This is a genomic window from Amycolatopsis balhimycina FH 1894 (assembly GCF_000384295.1).
Lineage (GTDB): Bacteria > Actinomycetota > Actinomycetes > Mycobacteriales > Pseudonocardiaceae > Amycolatopsis > Amycolatopsis balhimycina.
The window spans coordinates 2,329,335-2,347,408 of the sequence record NZ_KB913037.1; the positions used below are offsets into that span (position 1 = coordinate 2,329,335).

14 protein-coding genes are annotated in these 18,074 nt (G+C 69.7%); 4 read left to right on the plus strand and 10 right to left on the minus strand.

Annotated features, from left to right (window positions below):
- The first annotated feature begins 102 nt into the window (after positions 1-102).
- On the plus strand, positions 103-534 hold the full coding sequence (locus A3CE_RS0109790; RefSeq protein WP_020639901.1) for a VOC family protein: 432 nt from the start codon (positions 103-105) through the stop codon (positions 532-534).
- Between the two features lie 19 nt (positions 535-553).
- Entirely contained in the window at positions 554-1,219 is a 666-nt protein-coding gene (locus A3CE_RS0109795) for an NAD(P)H-binding protein (protein ID WP_020639902.1), read from the plus strand.
- Here A3CE_RS0109795 and A3CE_RS0109800 read toward each other — a convergent pair.
- From A3CE_RS0109800 to A3CE_RS0109815, 4 genes are read right to left on the minus strand one after another with little or no spacing between them, the layout of a single operon-like run.
- Entirely contained in the window at positions 1,197-2,546 is a 1,350-nt protein-coding gene (locus tag A3CE_RS0109800) for an ABC transporter substrate-binding protein (RefSeq protein ID WP_020639903.1), read from the minus strand. The genes A3CE_RS0109795 and A3CE_RS0109800 overlap by 23 nt on opposite strands.
- Before the next feature lie 21 nt (positions 2,547-2,567).
- Positions 2,568-3,503, minus strand: a complete 936-nt coding sequence (locus A3CE_RS0109805; RefSeq protein ID WP_020639904.1) for a carbohydrate ABC transporter permease — start codon at positions 3,501-3,503, stop codon at positions 2,568-2,570.
- Positions 3,504-3,513: 10 nt separating this feature from the next.
- The gene (locus A3CE_RS0109810; RefSeq protein ID WP_020639905.1) at positions 3,514-4,392 is read right to left on the minus strand and encodes a carbohydrate ABC transporter permease; all 879 of its coding nucleotides are present in this window, start codon (positions 4,390-4,392) and stop codon (positions 3,514-3,516) included.
- 10 nt (positions 4,393-4,402) lie between these two features.
- A complete protein-coding gene (locus tag A3CE_RS0109815; protein ID WP_051183889.1) occupies positions 4,403-6,565 on the minus strand; it encodes an alpha-galactosidase in 2,163 nt (720 codons plus the stop codon).
- A 125-nt stretch (positions 6,566-6,690) separates the two neighbouring features.
- Here A3CE_RS0109815 and A3CE_RS0109820 point away from each other — a divergent pair, with 125 nt between their 5' ends.
- A complete protein-coding gene (locus tag A3CE_RS0109820) occupies positions 6,691-7,854 on the plus strand; it encodes an ROK family transcriptional regulator (protein ID WP_245589476.1) in 1,164 nt (387 codons plus the stop codon).
- 101 nt (positions 7,855-7,955) lie between these two features.
- Positions 7,956-9,056: an SGNH/GDSL hydrolase family protein gene (locus A3CE_RS0109825; RefSeq protein ID WP_026468326.1), complete on the plus strand. Its 1,101-nt coding sequence runs from the start codon at positions 7,956-7,958 to the stop codon at positions 9,054-9,056.
- Positions 9,057-9,105: 49 nt separating this feature from the next.
- Here the strand turns inward: A3CE_RS0109825 and A3CE_RS0109830 are convergent, their stop codons facing one another.
- The 6 genes from A3CE_RS0109830 to A3CE_RS0109855 form a co-directional block, all read right to left on the minus strand.
- On the minus strand, positions 9,106-10,122 hold the full coding sequence (locus A3CE_RS0109830; RefSeq protein ID WP_020639909.1) for a LacI family DNA-binding transcriptional regulator: 1,017 nt from the start codon (positions 10,120-10,122) through the stop codon (positions 9,106-9,108).
- A 110-nt stretch (positions 10,123-10,232) separates the two neighbouring features.
- The gene (locus A3CE_RS0109835; RefSeq protein ID WP_020639910.1) at positions 10,233-11,603 is read right to left on the minus strand and encodes a glycosyl hydrolase; all 1,371 of its coding nucleotides are present in this window, start codon (positions 11,601-11,603) and stop codon (positions 10,233-10,235) included.
- Positions 11,604-11,925: 322 nt separating this feature from the next.
- On the minus strand, positions 11,926-12,774 hold the full coding sequence (locus A3CE_RS0109840) for a LacI family DNA-binding transcriptional regulator (protein WP_020639911.1): 849 nt from the start codon (positions 12,772-12,774) through the stop codon (positions 11,926-11,928).
- Positions 12,775-15,222 (minus strand): glycoside hydrolase family 2 protein, encoded by a 2,448-nt coding sequence (locus tag A3CE_RS0109845; RefSeq protein ID WP_020639912.1) that lies wholly within the window; start codon positions 15,220-15,222, stop codon positions 12,775-12,777. It abuts the gene before it with no gap.
- 66 nt (positions 15,223-15,288) lie between these two features.
- On the minus strand, positions 15,289-16,254 hold the full coding sequence (locus tag A3CE_RS0109850) for an ABC transporter ATP-binding protein (protein WP_020639913.1): 966 nt from the start codon (positions 16,252-16,254) through the stop codon (positions 15,289-15,291).
- Complete coding sequence (locus tag A3CE_RS0109855) at positions 16,251-18,065, minus strand: dipeptide/oligopeptide/nickel ABC transporter permease/ATP-binding protein (protein WP_020639914.1); 1,815 nt, start codon at positions 18,063-18,065, stop codon at positions 16,251-16,253. Before A3CE_RS0109855 ends, A3CE_RS0109850 begins: the two co-directional genes overlap by 4 nt.
- Positions 18,066-18,074 lie beyond the last annotated feature (9 nt).

An 18,074-nucleotide genomic window follows, 5' to 3' on the forward strand; every position in this document is an offset into this window, starting at 1 on the left:
CCGCCGGCCGTGCGGGGGCTCACACCCGGATCACTTGCGCTCACTTGTCACAATGTTAACATTACGACAAGAGCCAGGCCACCGGAAGGGACCACCACGAAAATGACCGTCCTCGACTCACCCATCCCCCGCTTCCACCTCGCCATGCCCGTCGACGACCTGGCCGCCGCCCGCACCTTCTACGGCGACGTGCTCGGCCTGGCCCAGGGCCGCAGCGCCGAGACGTGGATCGACTGGAACCTGCGCGGCCACCAGTTCGTCACCCACCTCGCGCCGGCGCGGCCCGAGCGGATCCACAACCCGGTCGACGGACACGACGTGCCCGTCCCCCACTTCGGCCTGATCCTCACCGTGCCGCAGTTCCAGGAACTGGCCGACCGGCTGCGCGCCGCGAACACCGAGTTCGTCATCGAGCCCTACGTCCGCTTCGAGGGGCAAACCGGCGAACAGTGGACGATGTTCCTGCTCGACCCGGCCGGCAATGCCCTGGAGTTCAAGGCCTTCGCCGACGACTCCCAGGTCTTCGCCGCCTGAACACCCCAGGAGAACAATCATGAACGTGTTCGTCATCGGAGCCGCCGGAGGCATCGGAAACCGCCTCGCCCGGCTCCTCACCGCCCGCGGCGACACCGTCACCGGCATGCATCGCAACCCCGCTCAGGCGGAAACCGTGCGCGACACCGGCGCCCGCCCGCTCAGCGGCGATCTCATCGAGGACACCGTGGACCAGCTCGCGGAGAAGATCAGCGGCCACGACGCCGTCGTGTTCTCCGCCGGCGCCCACGGAACCGGCATGGACAAGACCACGCTGATCGACGGCCACGGCCTCGAAAAAGCCGCCACCGCGGCCGCGCAGGCCGGAGTATCCCGGTTCGTCCTCGTCTCCGTGTTCCCGGACGCGTTGCGCGGCAACGACACCAGCGAGGGCTTCGAGCACTACGTCAAGGTCAAGAAGACCGCCGAGGTGTTCCTGACCCACACCGACCTGGACTGGATCATCGTCCGCCCCGGCACCCTCCTCGACGAACCCGGCACCGGTCGCGTCACCGCCGGACCCGCCATCGAATACGGCGACATCCACCGAGACGACGTCGCCGCATTCATCGATGCAGCCCTGCACGAGCCCGCTCTCCGGCGGGTCATCGTCGAAGTCACCGCCGGAGACACCCCGATCGCCGAGGCTATCGACCGGTTGGCTACTGCGCGAACAGCGCGTTGACCTGCTGATTCGCCGCCTTGAGCGAGTCCGGCTCGGCGGTGAGGCTCATGATCGCGTCCATCGCCGGGTTCATCACCGCCTGCAGCTCGGTCCAGTGCTGCGCCACCGGGGCCAGGTGCGTACTGTTCTCGTCGATCGGCACCTGGAATGACGCTGTGTCGATGCCCTGCTTGGCGAAGGCGTCCTTCGAGACCTGTGCCGAGGACTCCACCGCGGGGAAGGCGACCCCTTCGGCCGCGGTCAGGTCCTGGCAGGCTTTGGAGCCAAGGAACGCCACCAGTTTCTTGGCTTCGTCAGGGTGCCGGGTTCCGGCCGCGATGTTGTCCGCGAGCCCGTTGAACATCGAAGCGCGCTGACCGTTCGGGCCGGCCGGCACCGGGGCGATCGTCGTCTTCACGCCCTTCATCTGGAAATAGGTCTTCGTGTTCCAGCTGCCCTCGGTGACCATCGCGTACTTGCCCGCGCCGTAGTTGTCGGGCTGGCGCCCCACCTTGCCGCCGCCGGCCACCTGGAGCGTCGGCAGGTACCCCTTCTTCGCCAAGGACTGGAACCACCCGATCGTCTCGAGGAACTTCGGATCGCCGTAGTTCCACCGGGTGCCCCACGGGTTCTTGTCGGAGTGGGTCCAGCCGTCACTGAAGGCGTACTGGCTCCATTCCGTCTGCCCGAACCCCCCGCCGGAAGCGTTGAGGCCCAGGCCGTACACCGCGACGTTCGCCTTGTCGAAGCCGGGCTGGTCGCCGCGGACGCCCTTCTTGTCGACCGTCAGGTGCGCGATCGTCTTCTCGAACGTCCCACCGTCCCGCGGATTCCAGGCCATCGTATTCAACTGCTGGGCCGTGATCCCGGCGTCGTCGAGCATCTTCTGGTTCGCAAAGACCGCGACGGTGTCGTAGTCCTTCGGAAGGCCGTAGCGCTTGCCGTCTTGGCCGACCCACAGGTCGGCCAGGCCCTTGCGGTAGCTCGACAGGTCCACCTGCTTCGACTCGACGACGTCGTCGATGGGCATGATCTGGTTCTGGCTCGCCAGCTCCGGGTAGTGGTTCAGGTGCGAGACGAACACATCCGGGCCTTCACCGGACACCAGACCCGCGGTGAGCGTGGTCCAGTAGTCGTCCCACCCGTACTGGGTGATCTTGACCCCGATGCCCGGGTTCGCTTTGCTGAAGGCATCCGCGCACTTCTGGTACCCGGGCTGCTGCGCCGAATCCCAGATCCAGTAGTTCAGGGTGACGTCTCCGGAGCTGCCCGCCGTGCTCGAGCAGCCGGCCAGGACCAGGGCGCTCGCCGCGGCGGCGGCGACGAACCGGCTTCGTTGCCACTTCATCGGGGGTTCCTTTCCGCCGGGCTACTTCAGCCCGGTCGAGCCGATCGAGCTGATGACGCGTCTGCCGAGCAGGGCGAAGAGCACGAGGATGGGAAGGGCGGAGACCAGGGTCGCCGCCATGAGGCCGGCCCAGTCCGGATTTCCCTGGGGCGTCTGGGACCGGAACACGCCGAGCGCGACCGTGAGCACGCGCACGTCGTCGGCCTTGCCGACCAGCAGCGGCCAGAAGTAGTCGTTCCAGGAGGTGATGTACGTGAGAATGGCCAATGTGGACAGTGGGGCGGAGCTCATCGGGAGGATGAGCCGGAAGAAGATGCGGGGGCGGCCCGCGCCGTCGAGGATCGCGGCTTCTTCGAGCTCCCGCGGGATCGCGAGGAAGAACTGGCGCAGGAAGAACACCGCGAACGGCGCCATCAGCAGCGTCGGCAGGACGATGCCGAGGAAGGTGTTCAACAGCCCCAGGTCCCGCATGAGGACGAAGTTCGGCAGGATGGTGAAGATCGGCGGCACCATCATGGCGGAGAGGAAGAGGAAGAACACGGCATTGCGCCCCGGCCACCGCAACCGGGCGAACGCGTAGGCCGCCATGGCGCTGAAGAACGTCTGGAACACCGTGGTGGAGGTCGCGACGATCACGGAGTTGCGGAGGTAGAGCCAGAAGTGCAGCGAAGCACCCGAGCCGCCGTCGGCTCGGGCCTCGGCGGGTGTGGCCAGCCCGAGGACCCGTTTCCAGCCGCCCAGGCTGAAGTCGGCCGGGAGCAGGTTGCCGCTGTTGGCCGCCAGGGCGCCGTTGCTCGAGAACGACGTCCGCAGCATCCAGTAGAAGGGGAACAACGTCACCAGCAGGACCAGGCCGAGGACGGCCCACGCGATCGTCCGGCCGATCCCGCGCGGCCTGCGCACCGGCGTCGACGCGTCGGGGGCCGCGACGGAAGCCCGCGGCAGCACCGTGGTCATGGCTCGCTCCTCACGCCAGGTCCGACTGGCCGGCCCGGGTGAGCCGCAGTTGCAGGAGGCTCACCACGGCGAGGACGACGAACAGCACGACCGACACGGCCGAGGCGTAGCCGAACTTGAACCGGCCGAAGGCGAGTTCGTAGATGTAGTAGTAGAGGACGCGGGTCGAGTTGACCGGACCGCCCTGGGTGGTGACGGCGACGGTGTCGAACGTCTGGAACGAGCCGACCACACTGACGACGAGGACCAGTGCCAGCACCGGGCGCAGCAGCGGGAGCGTGACGCGCCAGAACATCTTCGCCTCGGTTGCCCCGTCGATCGCCGCGGCCTCGTAAACGGTCTTGGGGATCGTCTGCAGCCCGGCGAAGATGAGCAGGGCGGTGTAGCCCAGGTGCCGCCAGACGTTGACCAGCGCAATCGTCGGGATGGCCAGCGCCTGGTCGCCGAAGAACGCCATCCGCGACAGGCCCAGCCAGTCCAGTACCTGGTTCCCGATGCCGAGCTGGTAGTCGAGGATCCAGAACCAGACGAGGGCGACGATCACGTTCGCCACCAGGTACGGCGTGAGGATCAAGCCACGGATCACCATGGACCGCGTCAGCCGGTGCATGAGCACCGCGATCCCCAGCGCGAGGACGGTCTGCACGCCGATGTTGATCACGACGTACTCGAGGGTGACCCACAGGGCGTTCCAGAAGACCGGGTCGGCGGCGAGCTGCCGGTAGTTGCCGGCCCCGACGAACTTCCCGGGCTGGAAAACGCTGAAGTCGGTGAAACTGTAGAAGAGCCCGCGCGCCGCGGGGACGAGGGTGAAGGCGAGCAGGCCCACCGCGGCGGGCGCGACGAACAGCCAGGCGGCGCGCGTTTCCCGGGCCGGCAGGAACTTCACCTCCGCCTCCTCAGTGCTCGGCGATCACGTGGATCAGCTGCAGCTGTTCCGGCTGCAGCGCGGGTGCCTGGAAGCCGGCCGTGGCCAGTGCGGCGCCGGACAACGTCAGCGGCCGGTCCGCCCAGCCCGGGAACGCGGGCAGCCCGTGCCGTCGCGGCCGCTCGACGGCGGACAGGAACCGCACGGTGTACCGGGTTCCGGCGTCCAGCATGGGCAGCCGGACGCGTCCGGGCGGGGCCCAGGCGCCGGTCTGCAGGGCGACGAACGCGAAGAGCGCTTCGGCGCGATCCTGGGCGACGACGCCGTGGAGCCAGTGCGCCGGGTCCGGGTGATCGCCGCGGACGACGGTGCCACTGTGCAGGAGCGGCCGGAACTGCTTGTGCAGCGCGATCCAGGCCGTGAGTTCGGCGAGTTCGGTCTCGCTCGCCGACGTCAGGTCCCACTCCATGCCGAAGTGACCGAAGAACGCAGTGCCGGCGCGGAAGTCGAGGGTGTGCGTGCGGCCGGTGGTGTGCGCCGTCGGCGCGCCGACGTGCGAGCCGAGCATTTCCGGGGGTAGGAGCAAACCGGTCCAGCGCTGGATGTGCTGCCGCTCGAGCGCGTCCAGGCAGTCGCTGGCCCAGATCCGTTCCGTCCGGGCGAGGATCTCGAGATCGGCGCGCCCACCGCCCGACGAACAGGACTCGATCTCGAGGCCCGGGTGCTTCGCGCGGAGCTCGTCCAGCAGCCGGTAGAGTGCTCGGGTCTGGTCGTGCACTCCGGCCGTGCCGCTCGCGGTGTGCCCGGCGTCGACAAGATCGCGGTTGTGGTCCCACTTGAGGTAGCCGACGCCGTTCTCGGTGACCAGTGCGTCCAGGCGTTCCAGCACGTAGGCATAGGCGTCCGGCCGGGAGATGTCCAGCACCTGCTGGTGCCGCGCCTCCGGCGGGAGCCGCGCGTCCGGCCGGAGGATCCATTCCGGGTGCGTGCGGGCGAGGTCGGAGTCCGGGTTGATCATCTCGGGTTCGACCCAGAGCCCGAACTGCATGCCGAGCGAGCGGACGTGGTCGGCGATCGGGCGCAGGCCGTCCGGCCACACCTGTTCGTCGACGAACCAGTCACCCAACCCCGCGTTGTCGGCCCGGCGGCCGCGGAACCAGCCGTCGTCGAGTGTGAACCGTTCCGCGCCGACCTGCGCGGCCAGCTCAGCGAGCTCGCGCAGTTTCGCCGGATCGTGGTCGAAGTAGACCGCCTCCCAGGTGTTGAGGGCGATCGGCCGCGGTGAACCGGGGTGCTCGAGCCGGCTCCGCAGGTCCGCGTGGAACCGCCCCGACAGAGCGTCCATGCCATCGCCGTGGGAACCCAGCAGCGTTGGACAGGCGTAGGACTCGCCCGGAGAGAGGATCATCTCGCCGGGAAGCAGGATCTCGCCGCCGGCGAGGATCGCGGTGCCCGCGGCGTCGCGCTCGGCGTAGGTGGTGTGGTTCCCGCTCCAGGCCGTGTGCACGCCCCAGACCTCGCCGCGGCGGAAGCCGAAGCCGGGCTCACCGGCGAGCATGAGCAGGGTCGCGTCGAGGCCGGTCCGGCCGCGGCGTCCGCTGCGCACGTAGGAGCCCAACGTGAACGGATGCCGTTGTGGGGCGCGCTCCCGCAGGTGCCGCCCGGAGAAGTCGAGCAGTTCGAGTGCGGTCGTCGGGACCGGCAGGTTGAGGGTCAGCGCGTCGAGGCCGTAGGCGTCCTCACCGATGTTCGTCACCGTCGCGCCCAGCCGCACCACCCCCGACGGCGAGAGCGCCACGCGCAGCTCGAGAGCCAGTCCGGCGGCAGCGTCCTGCGCGGCCGTGATCAGGGTGCCGTCCGCCGTCAGGTCCACCGCGGTCTTCGTGAACAGCGGGGAGAACGCGCGACCGGCGCGGCTGCCGGCGATGCCGGGTGTTCCCGACCAGCCGGTGGCTGCTTCGGCCAGGACGCCGACGGGGAGCGGGTCGTCGATGCTGTTGGAGACGACCGGCGGCCGGGCCGCGCGCACCAAGTCCCCCAGCTCGGCTTCGGTGGGCTGTCCGAGATCGGCGCCCCAGTACACGATGCGAGGCAGGCGGTCGCCGGTCGCGTCGAGCAGGAGGCTGGTGCCGGCGGCCGCCAGGTGGACCACGCCGGGACCCGCCGGTTCGTCGTTGCCTTCGGTGAACGTCATCGTCAGCACGCAGTTAGTTTCATCACAACACTAACGTGTGTCAAGGAGGCGATTTCGGCCTCATCTCCCCGCGACTTTGTTTCAGAAGTGACATAACGAGCCACTCCGGCGGGTAGGCTCGGCCGGTGAGTTCCGGAACCCGCGAAGGCCGGGCACAGACGGCAGCCCCCTGGCCACAGCTGCCCGAGGCCGCCCGTCAGGTGCTCCTCGAGGTGCTCGTCCACGGTCCCATCTCGCGCGCCGAGATCGCCGCGCGATTGCAGGTGTCGCGGCCGACACTGAGCCGGATCACGCGACAGCTCTTCGATGACGGCCTGCTGGCCGAAGGCGGGACGCAGCTGCGTTCGACGACCGGGCGCCCTTCGGAGCTGCTGCACGTCAACGGCGCCGCTCGGCACTTCTTCGGCGTGAAACTGACCGGCGACCACCTCTACGCCGTGGTCACCGACCTCAACGCCGAGGTGGTGGCGTCGGTCAACACTCCCCTGCGCTCGGCGGACGTCACCGAGGTCGTCGGCCAGATCGCCGAAGTCGCCTCGGCGCTGCGGACCACGTTCCCGGACCTGACCGCCGCGGGCGTGACGCTGGCCGGCACGGTGCGCGCGGGGTCGGTGCACGGATCCGCGTATCTGCACTGGTCCAATGTCCCGCTGGCCGACCTCGTCGCCGAGGCGACCGGCCTCCCCACCGCGGTGGACAACGACGTCCAGGCACTGACCGCCGCGGAGCACTGGTTCGGCGCCGGTGCCGGGCTGCGGGCCCTGGTCCTCGTCACGATCGGCGTCGGCATCGGTTGCGGCCTGGTGCTCAACGGCGAACTCGTCGAGGGCGCGCACGGCACCGCGGGGCGGGCCGCTCACCTCGTCGTCGACCAGTCCGGACCGGTGTGCGACCTCGGGCACCGCGGCTGCGCCGCCAGCTACCTCCTGAACGAGTCGATCGTGCGGGCACTCGGCGCCGCGGACTACGCCGACGCCGTCGCGCAGGCCCGGGCGGGCGAGCCCGCGGCGCGGCGGGTGTTCGGCGATGCCGGTTTCGCACTCGGCATCATCATCGGCACGGTCGCGAACCTCGTCGACCCGCAGAAGGTCGTGCCGACCGGCGACGGGTTGCCGCTGTACGAGGTGGCCGCCGATCGGGTGCGGGAAGGTATCGAGAAGTCCTACGAACCGGATCCCGCGCAGCTCGACCTCGACGTGCAGGCCTTCGACTTCGGCGAATGGGCGCGTTCCGGTGCCGCACTGGCCATCCGCGCCGCGCTCACCGGCCGCACCGTCACCGCCGGCTGATGCTTTACAACTCGATCGCGTGCAGCTAACGTCTTCCCCGCCTGAGAGCGCTTCCAAGTCGACCGTCCACAGTGGCCGGTCGATCGCCCTCAGGAGGTATCGTGCACAGATTCCTCGGCTACTGCGCACTTGTGCTCACCGCGCTGGTCGCCGTTCTCACCGTCCCCACGGCCGCGGCCGCCGCGGCGCCCGTGCGCATCATGGCGCTCGGCGATTCGATCACCGGCTCGCCGGGCTGCTGGCGCGCACTGCTCTGGCGGCACCTGCAGAGCACCGGACACACGAACACCGACTTCGTCGGAACGCTGCCGGCCCCTGGCTGCGGGTTCGCATACGACGGCGAAAACGAAGGCCACGGTGGCTACCTGGCCACCGGCATCGCCAACAACAACCAACTGCCCGGCTGGCTCGGCGCGACCCGGCCGGACATCGTGCTCATGCACCTCGGCACCAACGACATCTGGAGCAACATCGGCACCACGACGATCCTCGACGCCTACAGCCGCCTGCTCGGCCAGATGCGAGCGAGCAATCCCGCGATGAAGGTCCTCGTCGCGAAAATCCTCCCGATGAACCCGGCCAACTGTGCCGCCTGCGGCCGGCGCGTCGTCGATCTCGACAACGCCATCCCCGGCTGGGCCCAGGCACATTCGACGGCCGCATCCCCGATCACGGTCGTCGACCAGTGGACCGGGTTCAGCACCTCCGCCGACACCGTCGACGGCGTGCACCCGAACAGCACCACCGGAATCCAGAAGATGGAAAGCCGGTGGTATCCGGCGCTGACCGCGGCCCTGGGCGGTGGCAGCACGCCGACCGGCGCCACCGTGGTGGGCGGCCAATCCGGGCGGTGCCTCGACGTCACCGGTGCCGGCACGGCCAACGGGACCAAGCTCCAGCTCTGGGACTGCAACGGCCAGTCCAACCAGGCGTGGACGTTCGGCTCGGCCGGCGAGATCAGGGGCGGGAGCGGCCGCTGCCTCGACGCCGCCGGGCAAGGCACGTCACCGGGCACCGCGGTGGACATCTGGGACTGCACCGGCCAGGCCAACCAGCAGTGGACGCTCAACGCCGACGGCTCGATCACCGGACGGCAGTCCGGTCTCTGCCTCGACGCCAGTGGCCAGCAGACGGCCAACGGAACTCCGGTGGCGCTCTGGACCTGCAACGGGCAGGCGAACCAGCGCTGGTCCCGGCGCTGAGAAGATCGCACGCGGACCGGGCCCGCCCGGTCCGCGTGTCGTCGGGAGGTCAGCGCCGGCGCACCGGCCCGGTGCTCCCCCGGACCGCGAACACCGGAGTCGAGGCGCACGTGTCGACAGCTTTCTCACCGTCGATCTTCCGCCGCAGCACGGACACCGCCAGCGCACCGAACTCGGCGATCGGCCGTTGCACCGCGGACAACGCCGGGCGGACCAGCCGGCAGAGTACCGAGTCGTCCCACGCGACGATGGACAGGTCCGCCGGGACCCGGAGACCGAGCCCCTGCGCGGCCACCAGGCCACCCACCGCCATGACGTCGTTGTCGAACACCAGCGCGGTCGGGGGCCGCTTCGACTTCAGGACGCGGCGGGCCGTGTCCGCGCCGCCTTCCTCGCTGTAGTCGGCGTGAACCGTGCGCGCGTCCGCCAGGCCGAGGTGGCATGCCGCGGCCGCGAACGCATCCGTTCGGGTCCGTGTTTGCAGGAACGTCTCGGGACCGGCGACGCGGACCACGGACCGGTGGCCGAGGGCGGCCAGGTATTCGAGCACCCCCCGCATCGTCTGCCGGTCGTTCATCCACACCGAAGGCACGTCCAGCCGGTCCAGCGGACCGCCGAGCGCGACGGCGGGCAAGCCGATCGCGGCAAGCTCGTCCGGCCGGGTGTCGCCGATCCGGAGGTCGAGCAGGAAGACTCCGCCCACGGCCTGCTCGCGGTGCCAGCGCCGGTGGATTTCGAGCTCGGCGGAAGAGTTCGGCGCGGTCTGCATCAGCAGCGACACCGATCCCGGGGCCAGCTCTCGCTGGATCCCGGACATGAGGGCGCCGAAGAACGGCTCCCCGGCGAGCCCGGTCGCCGACCGGTTGACCACCATCCCCAGCGCCCGGGACCGGCGAACGTGGCGATGGGTTCCGCCGCCCGGCGTCCAGCCGAGCTGCCGGGCGATCTCGACGACCCGGTTGCGCGTCGCCTCGGAGACCCCACGGCGGCCGTTGAGCGCATAGGAGACGGCCCCTTGCGACACCCCGGCGTGCGCGGCGATTTCCCTGATGGTCGGACGCTTCATCACACCTCCGGACAAACCGGTTCAGCCGCAGGCCACCCCGCAGTCGCAAATCTTCGCGAATTCGACGAGACCCGCCCCGGACGGAAGAATCCGTCCGGGGCGAGAGCCGGTCACTTCAGATTGGGAACTTCGTCCCTCGTGACCACGTACGAACTGTTGTACGTCTTCTGCAGCTGGCTGATCGAGTTGTGCGAGGTGTTGGTCAGCCAGTCGGTGTGCCAGGTGTTGAACATGACCCACCGCGTGTTCGACGACTGCAGCTGGTCCGGGTCGGGGATCGGGCCGTTCTCGTGCAGCGCGATCGGGATCGTGCCACCGACGATGTTCCTGGTGGCGTTGAACAGGCCGGTCTGCGGTCCGTAGTCACCGGCGTAGGTGTCCGAACCGGCGATGTCGACGAAGGACTTTCCCGGGTAGAACGACGAGCTCGGCTGACCGTTGAACGGCAGCAGCCAGACCAGGTTGTCGAGCCCCTTGGTGGTGGTGAAGTAGTTGTACTCGAACTGCCACAGCCGCTTGTACTGGGAACCGCCTTCCTTGCTCCACCAGAACCAGGTGCCCCCGGCTTCGTGGAACGGGCGCCACAGCACGGGAACTCCGGCGTTCTCCATGATCTGCAGCTGGGCGGCGGCCTTGTCCAGCCGCTGGGTGAACGAGGCGTACTCGGCCGTTCCCGGCGTGAGCACCGCGTTGATCGACACGGCCATCTGACTGCCCTCGTAGGTGTCCGGCTTCGTCGGCGCACCCATGTGGTAGCCCACCATCGGGATGCCACCCGCGTTCCACCAGGACACGCCGCGGCCGCCGACGCCGTCCTGTTCGATGTCCATGCCGCGGATCGCCGGGTACTTGCCCGTGCGGTCGTGGATGTAGTTCATCTCGTACTCGGAGCCGGCCACCCAGGTGGACTCCTCCTGCCCCGAGATGATGTGGTTGCCGTACTGGCTGTAGAAGTAGCAGAGCAGCTTCTTCGCCTGGGCCGTCGCGCGCGGGTTGACGGGACTGGCCGAGCAGGTGCCGCCGGGCGGGTTCGATCCGCCACTGACAGTCCATCGCTGGTTGGCCTGGCCGTGGCAGCCCCAGAGCTGGACCGTCGTGCCGTTCGCGGTCGCCGCGGCGTTCACATCGGCGCACAATCCCGACTGGGCGCCGTAGATGCTGCCGTCGGAACGCAGGGTGAACTTCTGTTTCGCCGCACCGGTGCAGGCCTGGATCTGCAGCTTCGTGCCCGCCGCGGTCTGGCCGGCGTCCAGGCACATCGAACCGCCGAACACGCGCAGTTCACCCGCGTCGGTGACGGTCCACTGCTGGTTGGCCTGACCGTTGCAGTCCCAGATCTGGATCCCGGTGCCGGCGGTCTGCACGTTGCCGGTCACGTCGAGGCAGCGGGCGGACGCCGCGCTGACGAGCGCTCCGGTCTGGGCCGCCGACGCGGTACCGCCGGTGGCGAGCAACGGGACGGCGAGAGCCGACGCTGCCAAGGCCCGGGCGGCTCTCCTCCCCCAGTGGCCCGGCCGGCTTCGTGCCTGTGGCGAACTTCGAGGGAACGACATCGCATCTCCTTTGACCGCGATGAAGGCCGGCCCGCCTCGCAGGGGGCACGGCATGAAGGGATAACAGCGTCTGAGAGCGCTTCCAATCAGAAATTCTAACAACCAAACCTGGCGCGGGAAACCCTGCGCAAATAAGTTCGCGCGGGAAACTTAAGACGTTTAGCTCGGCACGCGAACAGAATCGCGCAGCACAAAACAAGGAGTTGTCGACAGGTCGCGCCGGCAAATGCGCCGCCTCGAATAGCGAGCCTCAGACAGGCGACGCGGTACTGGCGCGCAGCACACACTTCGCCGCAGGTGACCAGCGTTCGGTGACCGGGCCGCCGTCGACCAGTTCCAGCACCGATTCGGCAACCGAGACGCCGTACTGGTGCACGTCGACGCTCATCGTGGTCAGCGAGGGCGTGGCCAGGCGGCACAGGGTCGAGTCGTCCCAGGCGATGATGCTCAGCTGGTCCGGAACCCGGACCCCGAGCGCCTTGGCGGCGCCGAGTCCCGCCAGCGCCATCACGTCGTTGTCGTAGAGGATGGCGGTGGGCGGCTCAGCGCCGGAAAGCAGCTCGGTGGTGCGTTTCGCTCCGGACTCCTCGGAGTAGTCGCCCTCGGCGATGAGCGGCTCGATGCCCACCCCACGACAGCCGGCGACGAGCTCGTCGGTCCGGGCCCGGGTGTGCAGCAGCTGCTCGGGTCCGGTCACCCGCGCGATGCGCCGGTGGCCGAGGTCGAGGAGGACCTGCAGGGCTTCCCGGACCGGTCCGGCGTTGTCGGTGCGCACGGCGGGGAAGCCGTGATTGTCGGCAGGCTCGCCGACCAGGACCGCCGGCATGTCCAGCGACCGCAGCAGGGCCGGCCGGGGGTCGTCGTCGACCAGGTTGACCACGACGGTCGCCTCGACCATCCGCTGCGCGGCCCACCGCCGATACGCCGCCAGCTCCGCGTCCTGTGTGGACACCACGTGCAGCAGCAGCGACAGCTCCCAGTCGGCGAGGTGCTGCTCGATGCCCGCGATGAACTCCATGAAGAACGGCTCGGTGCCGAGCAGCCGCGGCGGCCGGGCCAGCACCAGGCCGATCGCGCCGGAGGGGTGGTGCGTACTCATCTAGGACCTCATCACCGGGGAGCCGAGTGCGTTCGCCGACCGCAGCACCAGCGGGTCGGCAAAAGCGGCCGGATCGACAGTGTCCGCGGTGCGGACCACGAACGACCGGGTTTCGCCGGGCAGCAAGGTGACCAGCATGTCGTCGACGACGGCGTCGGGCGCCACGCGGTCCACCAGGAGGGCGACGTCCCGGGCCAGTGCGGAAGCGGTGACGTCGACGCGGTAGCCACCGGGCACCGCCGCGGCCTCGGCGGTCAGCGGACCGGGCTCGTAGTCGTGCTCGAGGTCTTCGCCGAAGACGTGCACGAGCCGGGTGTCCTCGGTGGTCGCCACGAGCACCTCCTCCCCGGTCCCGGCCGGTGCCAGCTCGGCTGTGGCGCGGGCCGGCACGGTGAACCGCAGTGTACGGCGCCCGGTGATCTGCCCGGCGACCGTCCGCGTTTCCAGCTCGAGATCACCCGACCAGGGCGTGCCGGTGTCGTTGACCGCGATGACGACGTCTTCGCCGTCGCGCGGCTGGACCGTCAGCAGCCGAGGGGCGAAAGCGTGTTTGAGCGCGTACCACAGCGGCTTGAGCCGTTCGTCCGAGTCGATCGCGGCCCACGAGGTGACCGGCCAGCAGTCGTTGAGCTGCCAGACGACGGTCCCCGCCGTGCGCGGCCACCACGACCGGAAGTGCTCGATCCCGAAGGCGACCGCGCGGGCCTGGTTCAGCTGGGTCGCCCAGTGCCAGTCGGGGAACGCCTCCGGCCGCGGCAGGTGCGCCGCGAGACCACGGTCGAGCTTGCCGTTGCCGTCCTCGGCTTTCTGGTGCCGCAGGAACGCCGGCGAGGTCGTCGTGAGCGGGTCGTCGTGGATCCATTTGGTCAGGGTGGCCCACGTGGGCGGGCCCTGGAAGCCGAACTCCGAGCAGAACCGCGGGATGTGGTCGCGGTAGTGGGTGTAGTCGATCCGGTTCCACACGTCCCACTCGTGCCGGGTGCCGTGGTCGGGGTCGTTCGGGTGGACGTCACCGGGGCTGTACGGGCTCCCCGGTGCGTAGTGGCGGGTCGGGTCCAGCTCGGCGACGATGGCGGGCAGCAGCTCGGTGTAGTACTTCAGGCCCCACGTGCGGCCGTCGAGCTGTTCGGGCCAGCCCCAGTCGGCGAATCCCCAGAGGTTCTCGTTGTTGCCGTTCCACAGGGCGAGGGAGGCGTGCGGCGTCAGCCGGGCGACGTTCTCCCGCGCCTCCGCCTCGACCTCCGTCCACAGTGGCTCTTCCTCTGGGTAGGAGGCGCAGGCGAACGGGAAGTCCTGCCACACCAGGATCCCGCGTTCGTCGCAGACGTCGTAGAAGTCTTCGGTCTCGTAGATCCCGCCGCCCCAGATGCGCAGCAGGTTGAGGTTCGCCCCGAGGGCCTGGTCGACCCGGTGGGCGAGCCGGTCGCGGGCGATCCGGGTGAGGAAGTGGTCGTCGGGGATCCAGTTGGCGCCCTTGGCGAACACCGGCGCGCCGTTGACCACGAACGTGAACGGGGTACCGATCGCGTCGGGTTCGGTGTCGACGGCGATGGTCCGGAAACCGATGCGGCGCCGGTAGGCGTCGAGCGCCGTCCCGGACCCGGCGAGGTCGACTTCGAGGTCGTAGAGCGGGTGTTCGCCGTAGCCGGCGGGCCACCACAGCCGGACGTCCGGCACCGTCAGCGTCACGATCCCCCGGGTTTCGCCCGGTTCGATGACGGCGCGAGCGGTCAGGTCCGCGCCCGGGATCGACACCACCAGCTCGAGCCGCTCACCGGCCCCGGAGGTGGCCTGCTCGACGTCCGTGTGGACCGTGACGCGACCGGTTCCGTCCTCGTCGACCGTCACCAGCGGCCGCACCGACGCGAGCCGGGCGGTGGTCCACCGCTCGAGCCGGACCGGCTTCCAGATACCCGCGGTCTGCAGGTCGGGTCCCCAGTCCCAGCCGAACGAGCAGGCCATCTTGCGGATCATGTTGAACGGGCTCGGGTAGGCGTGGTCGCGCCAGCCCAGCTCCGCCTCGACCGACTCGGCGTGGGTCAGCGCGCTCGCGAACTCGACGACCAGGGTGTTCGTGCCGTCGCGCAGTACCCCGCGGACGTCGAAGCGGTACGTGCGGTGCATGTTGGCGGCCCGTCCGAGCTGCCAGCCGTTGAGGGTCACGGTCGCCACGGTGTCGAGGCCGTCGAAGACGAGATCCGCGCGTTCCGCCGCAGCCGGTGCCGAGGACGCGAACTCGAGGGTGTAGCGCCACCCGGTTCGGTGCATCCACGCCACCTCGGCCTCGGCGGTGTCAAGGTAGGGATCATCGATCAGGCCGGCGGCCAGCAGGTCCAGGTGGGTGGAGCCCGGCACGGTGGCGGGCAGCGCCCGGCCCCGGATCGCGTCCGGAACCGGACCGTCGACGGCCTCGATCCGCCAGCCCTCGTGCAGTTCCTGGCGGTTCATCTGGGGCACTCCTAACGCGACAGGGACGTCCTCTGACGAGATTGTTACTCAACTGACTTAAGTAAGTCAACGATCTTTAGGCCCATACAACCAGCATCGCGCGAAGTGCGCGTCACCCACCTTCTCTTCCACCGGGGTCGTGGCGCAGACGTCCAACGCCAAGCGGCAGCGGTCGCGGAACGTGCAGCCGCTGTGGACGCCGGGACCGAGTCCGCCGCCCACCGGATCGGCCGGCTCCGCCACCACCGTCCCCCGCTTGTCGGGATCGGGGGCCGCCGCCGCGAGCAGCTGCGTGTACGGGTGCTTCGGCCGCAGGATCACCTCCGAGGCCGGTCCGCGTTCGACGATCCGGCCGCGGTAGAGCACCGCGACGTCGTCGGCGAAGTGGCGGGCTGTAGCCAGGTCGTGCGTGATGTACAGCACGGCCAGGCGGTCCTCGCGCTGCAGCCGCCCCAGGAGGTTGAGCACCCCGAGGCGGATGGAGACGTCGAGCATCGACACCGGCTCGTCCGCGATCACCACCTTCGCCCCGGGCGCGAGCGCCCGGGCGATCGCCACGCGCTGGCGCTGGCCGCCCGACAGTTCGTGCGGCCGCCGCCTCGCGATTTCTTCGGCCGGGGTCAGATTGACCCGCTCCAGCAGGTGCAGGACCTGCCGCCAGGTGTCCTCCCGGCCCCGCGTGCGCCCGTGCAGCAGCAGCGGCCGCGCCAGGTGGTGCTCGACGGTGTGGAAAGGGTTCAGCGACGCGAACGGGTCCTGGAAGACCATCTGCACGTGGTCGCGATACGTCCGGCCGGAGACCTCGGTGCCGTCGTCGGTGCTGACCACGATCCGGCCGGACGTCGGCGACTCGAGACGCGCGACCATCCGGGCGATCGTCGACTTCCCCGACCCGGACTCGCCCACCAGCGCCGTCGTCCGGCCGGCCGTCAGGGTGAAGGACACGTCGTCGACCGCGCGCAGCCGGGACCGGCGCACACCGTCGCGGATCCGGAAGTCCTTGACCAGGTCGCGGACCGCCAGCTCGGTCATCGGACACCTCCTTCGGCGAGGGCCTGGTCGCGCAGGAACGCCCCGCGCTCCCCGGTCAGGCTCGGGAACGACTCGAGCAGCGTCCGGGTGTAGGGGTGCGACGGCGCGCGGTACATCTGCTCGGCCGCGGCGTATTCGACGATCTCGCCGTCCTTCATCACCGCGATCCGGTCGGCGATCTCCAGCAGCAGCGGCAGGTCGTGGGTGATGAGGATGACGGCGAAGCCGAACTCGTCCCGCAGCCGCAGGATCTCCTTCAGGATCCCCCGCTGCACCACGACGTCGAGCGCGGTCGTGGGCTCGTCCATGATCATCACCTGCGGGTCGAGCAGCAGGGCCATCGCGATCATCACGCGCTGCCGCATCCCGCCCGACAGTTCGTGCGGGTACGAGCCCAGCCGGCCGGGATCGACGCCGACGAGCCGCAGGACCTCCTCGCACTTGGCTTTCCGTTGCGCCTTCGGCATTTCCGGGCGGTGGGTGGTCAGCACGTCGGCCAGTTGCGAACGCACGGTGGTCACCGGGTTCAGCGCGTTCATCGCGCCTTGGAAGACCATCGAGAGGCGGTCCCAGCGGAACGCGCGGAGCTCCTCGTGTTCCAGGGCCAGCACGTCGATGTCCGGCCCGTCGCGGCCGTGCAGGACGACCGCGCCCGCGGTGACCTCCGCGGGCGGCCGGTGCAGCCGGTTGATCGCGTAGGCCAGCGTGGTCTTCCCGCACCCGGACTCCCCGGCCAGGCCGAGGATCTCGCCACGCCGGAGCGTGAGGGACACGTCCTTGACCGCGTGGACCGGGTTCGCGGTGCGGTAGACCACGTCGAGGTGGTCGACGCTCAGCACGACGTCGGCCCCGACCTCGGCCACCGCCCGGGTTTCCGGCCGTTTGGCCCGGCGGCGCCGGCCCGCCACCCGCAGCTTCGGGTTGATGATCTCGTCGATGCTGAAGTTGATCAGCGCGAGCCCGCAGCCGAACAGGGCGATGACCAGCCCGGGCGGGACGAACCACCACCAGGCGTCCCGCTGGAGGGCGAACCCGTTCTGGGCGAAGTAGAGCATCGTCCCCAGCGTCGAGGAGTTCGACGCGCCGAGCCCGAGGAACGACAGCCCGGCCTCGGACAGGATCGCCGCGATCACCGCGAACACGAACTGCGACGCCAGCAGCGGCAGCAGGTTGGGCAGGATCTCGACGGTGATGACGCGCCAGCGCTTCTCCCCCGCGACCCGCGCGGCGGCGACGTAGTCGCGATTGCGCAGCGACAGCGTCTGGGCACGCAGGACGCGGGCCGAAGCCGCCCACCCGGTGATGGCCAGGACGAGCGCGACCGTCCACGCGCCGCGGGATTCGGGCGGCACGAACCCGGCGATGACGATCACCAGCGGCAGCCCGGGGATGACCAGCATGATGTTGGAGAACAGCGAAAACACTTCGTCGACGGCGCCGCCCGCGTATGCGCCGATGACGCCGAAGAACACGGAAAGCACGGTCGCCAGCACCCCGACGATCAGGCCGATCTGGAGGGAGCCGCGGGTGGCGTACGCCAGCTGCGCGAAGACGTCCTGCCCGGTCTGGGTGAGGCCGAGCAGGTGACCGTCGCCCGGCGGGGCGAGGCCGGCGTCACGGATGGCGTCGGGGTCGCCGACGAACAGCGGGCCGAAGATCCCGAACAGGGCGATGACGGTGACCAGGCCGAGTCCGACGCCGAGGCGGGGGGACCAGGTCGGCAGGACCGCGCGCAGCCCGCTGACGCGTCCCCGGCGGACGGGTGTCAGGATCGGCGCACCGGTGGTGGTTTCGGGACTGAGATTCGTCACGAGTCGTTC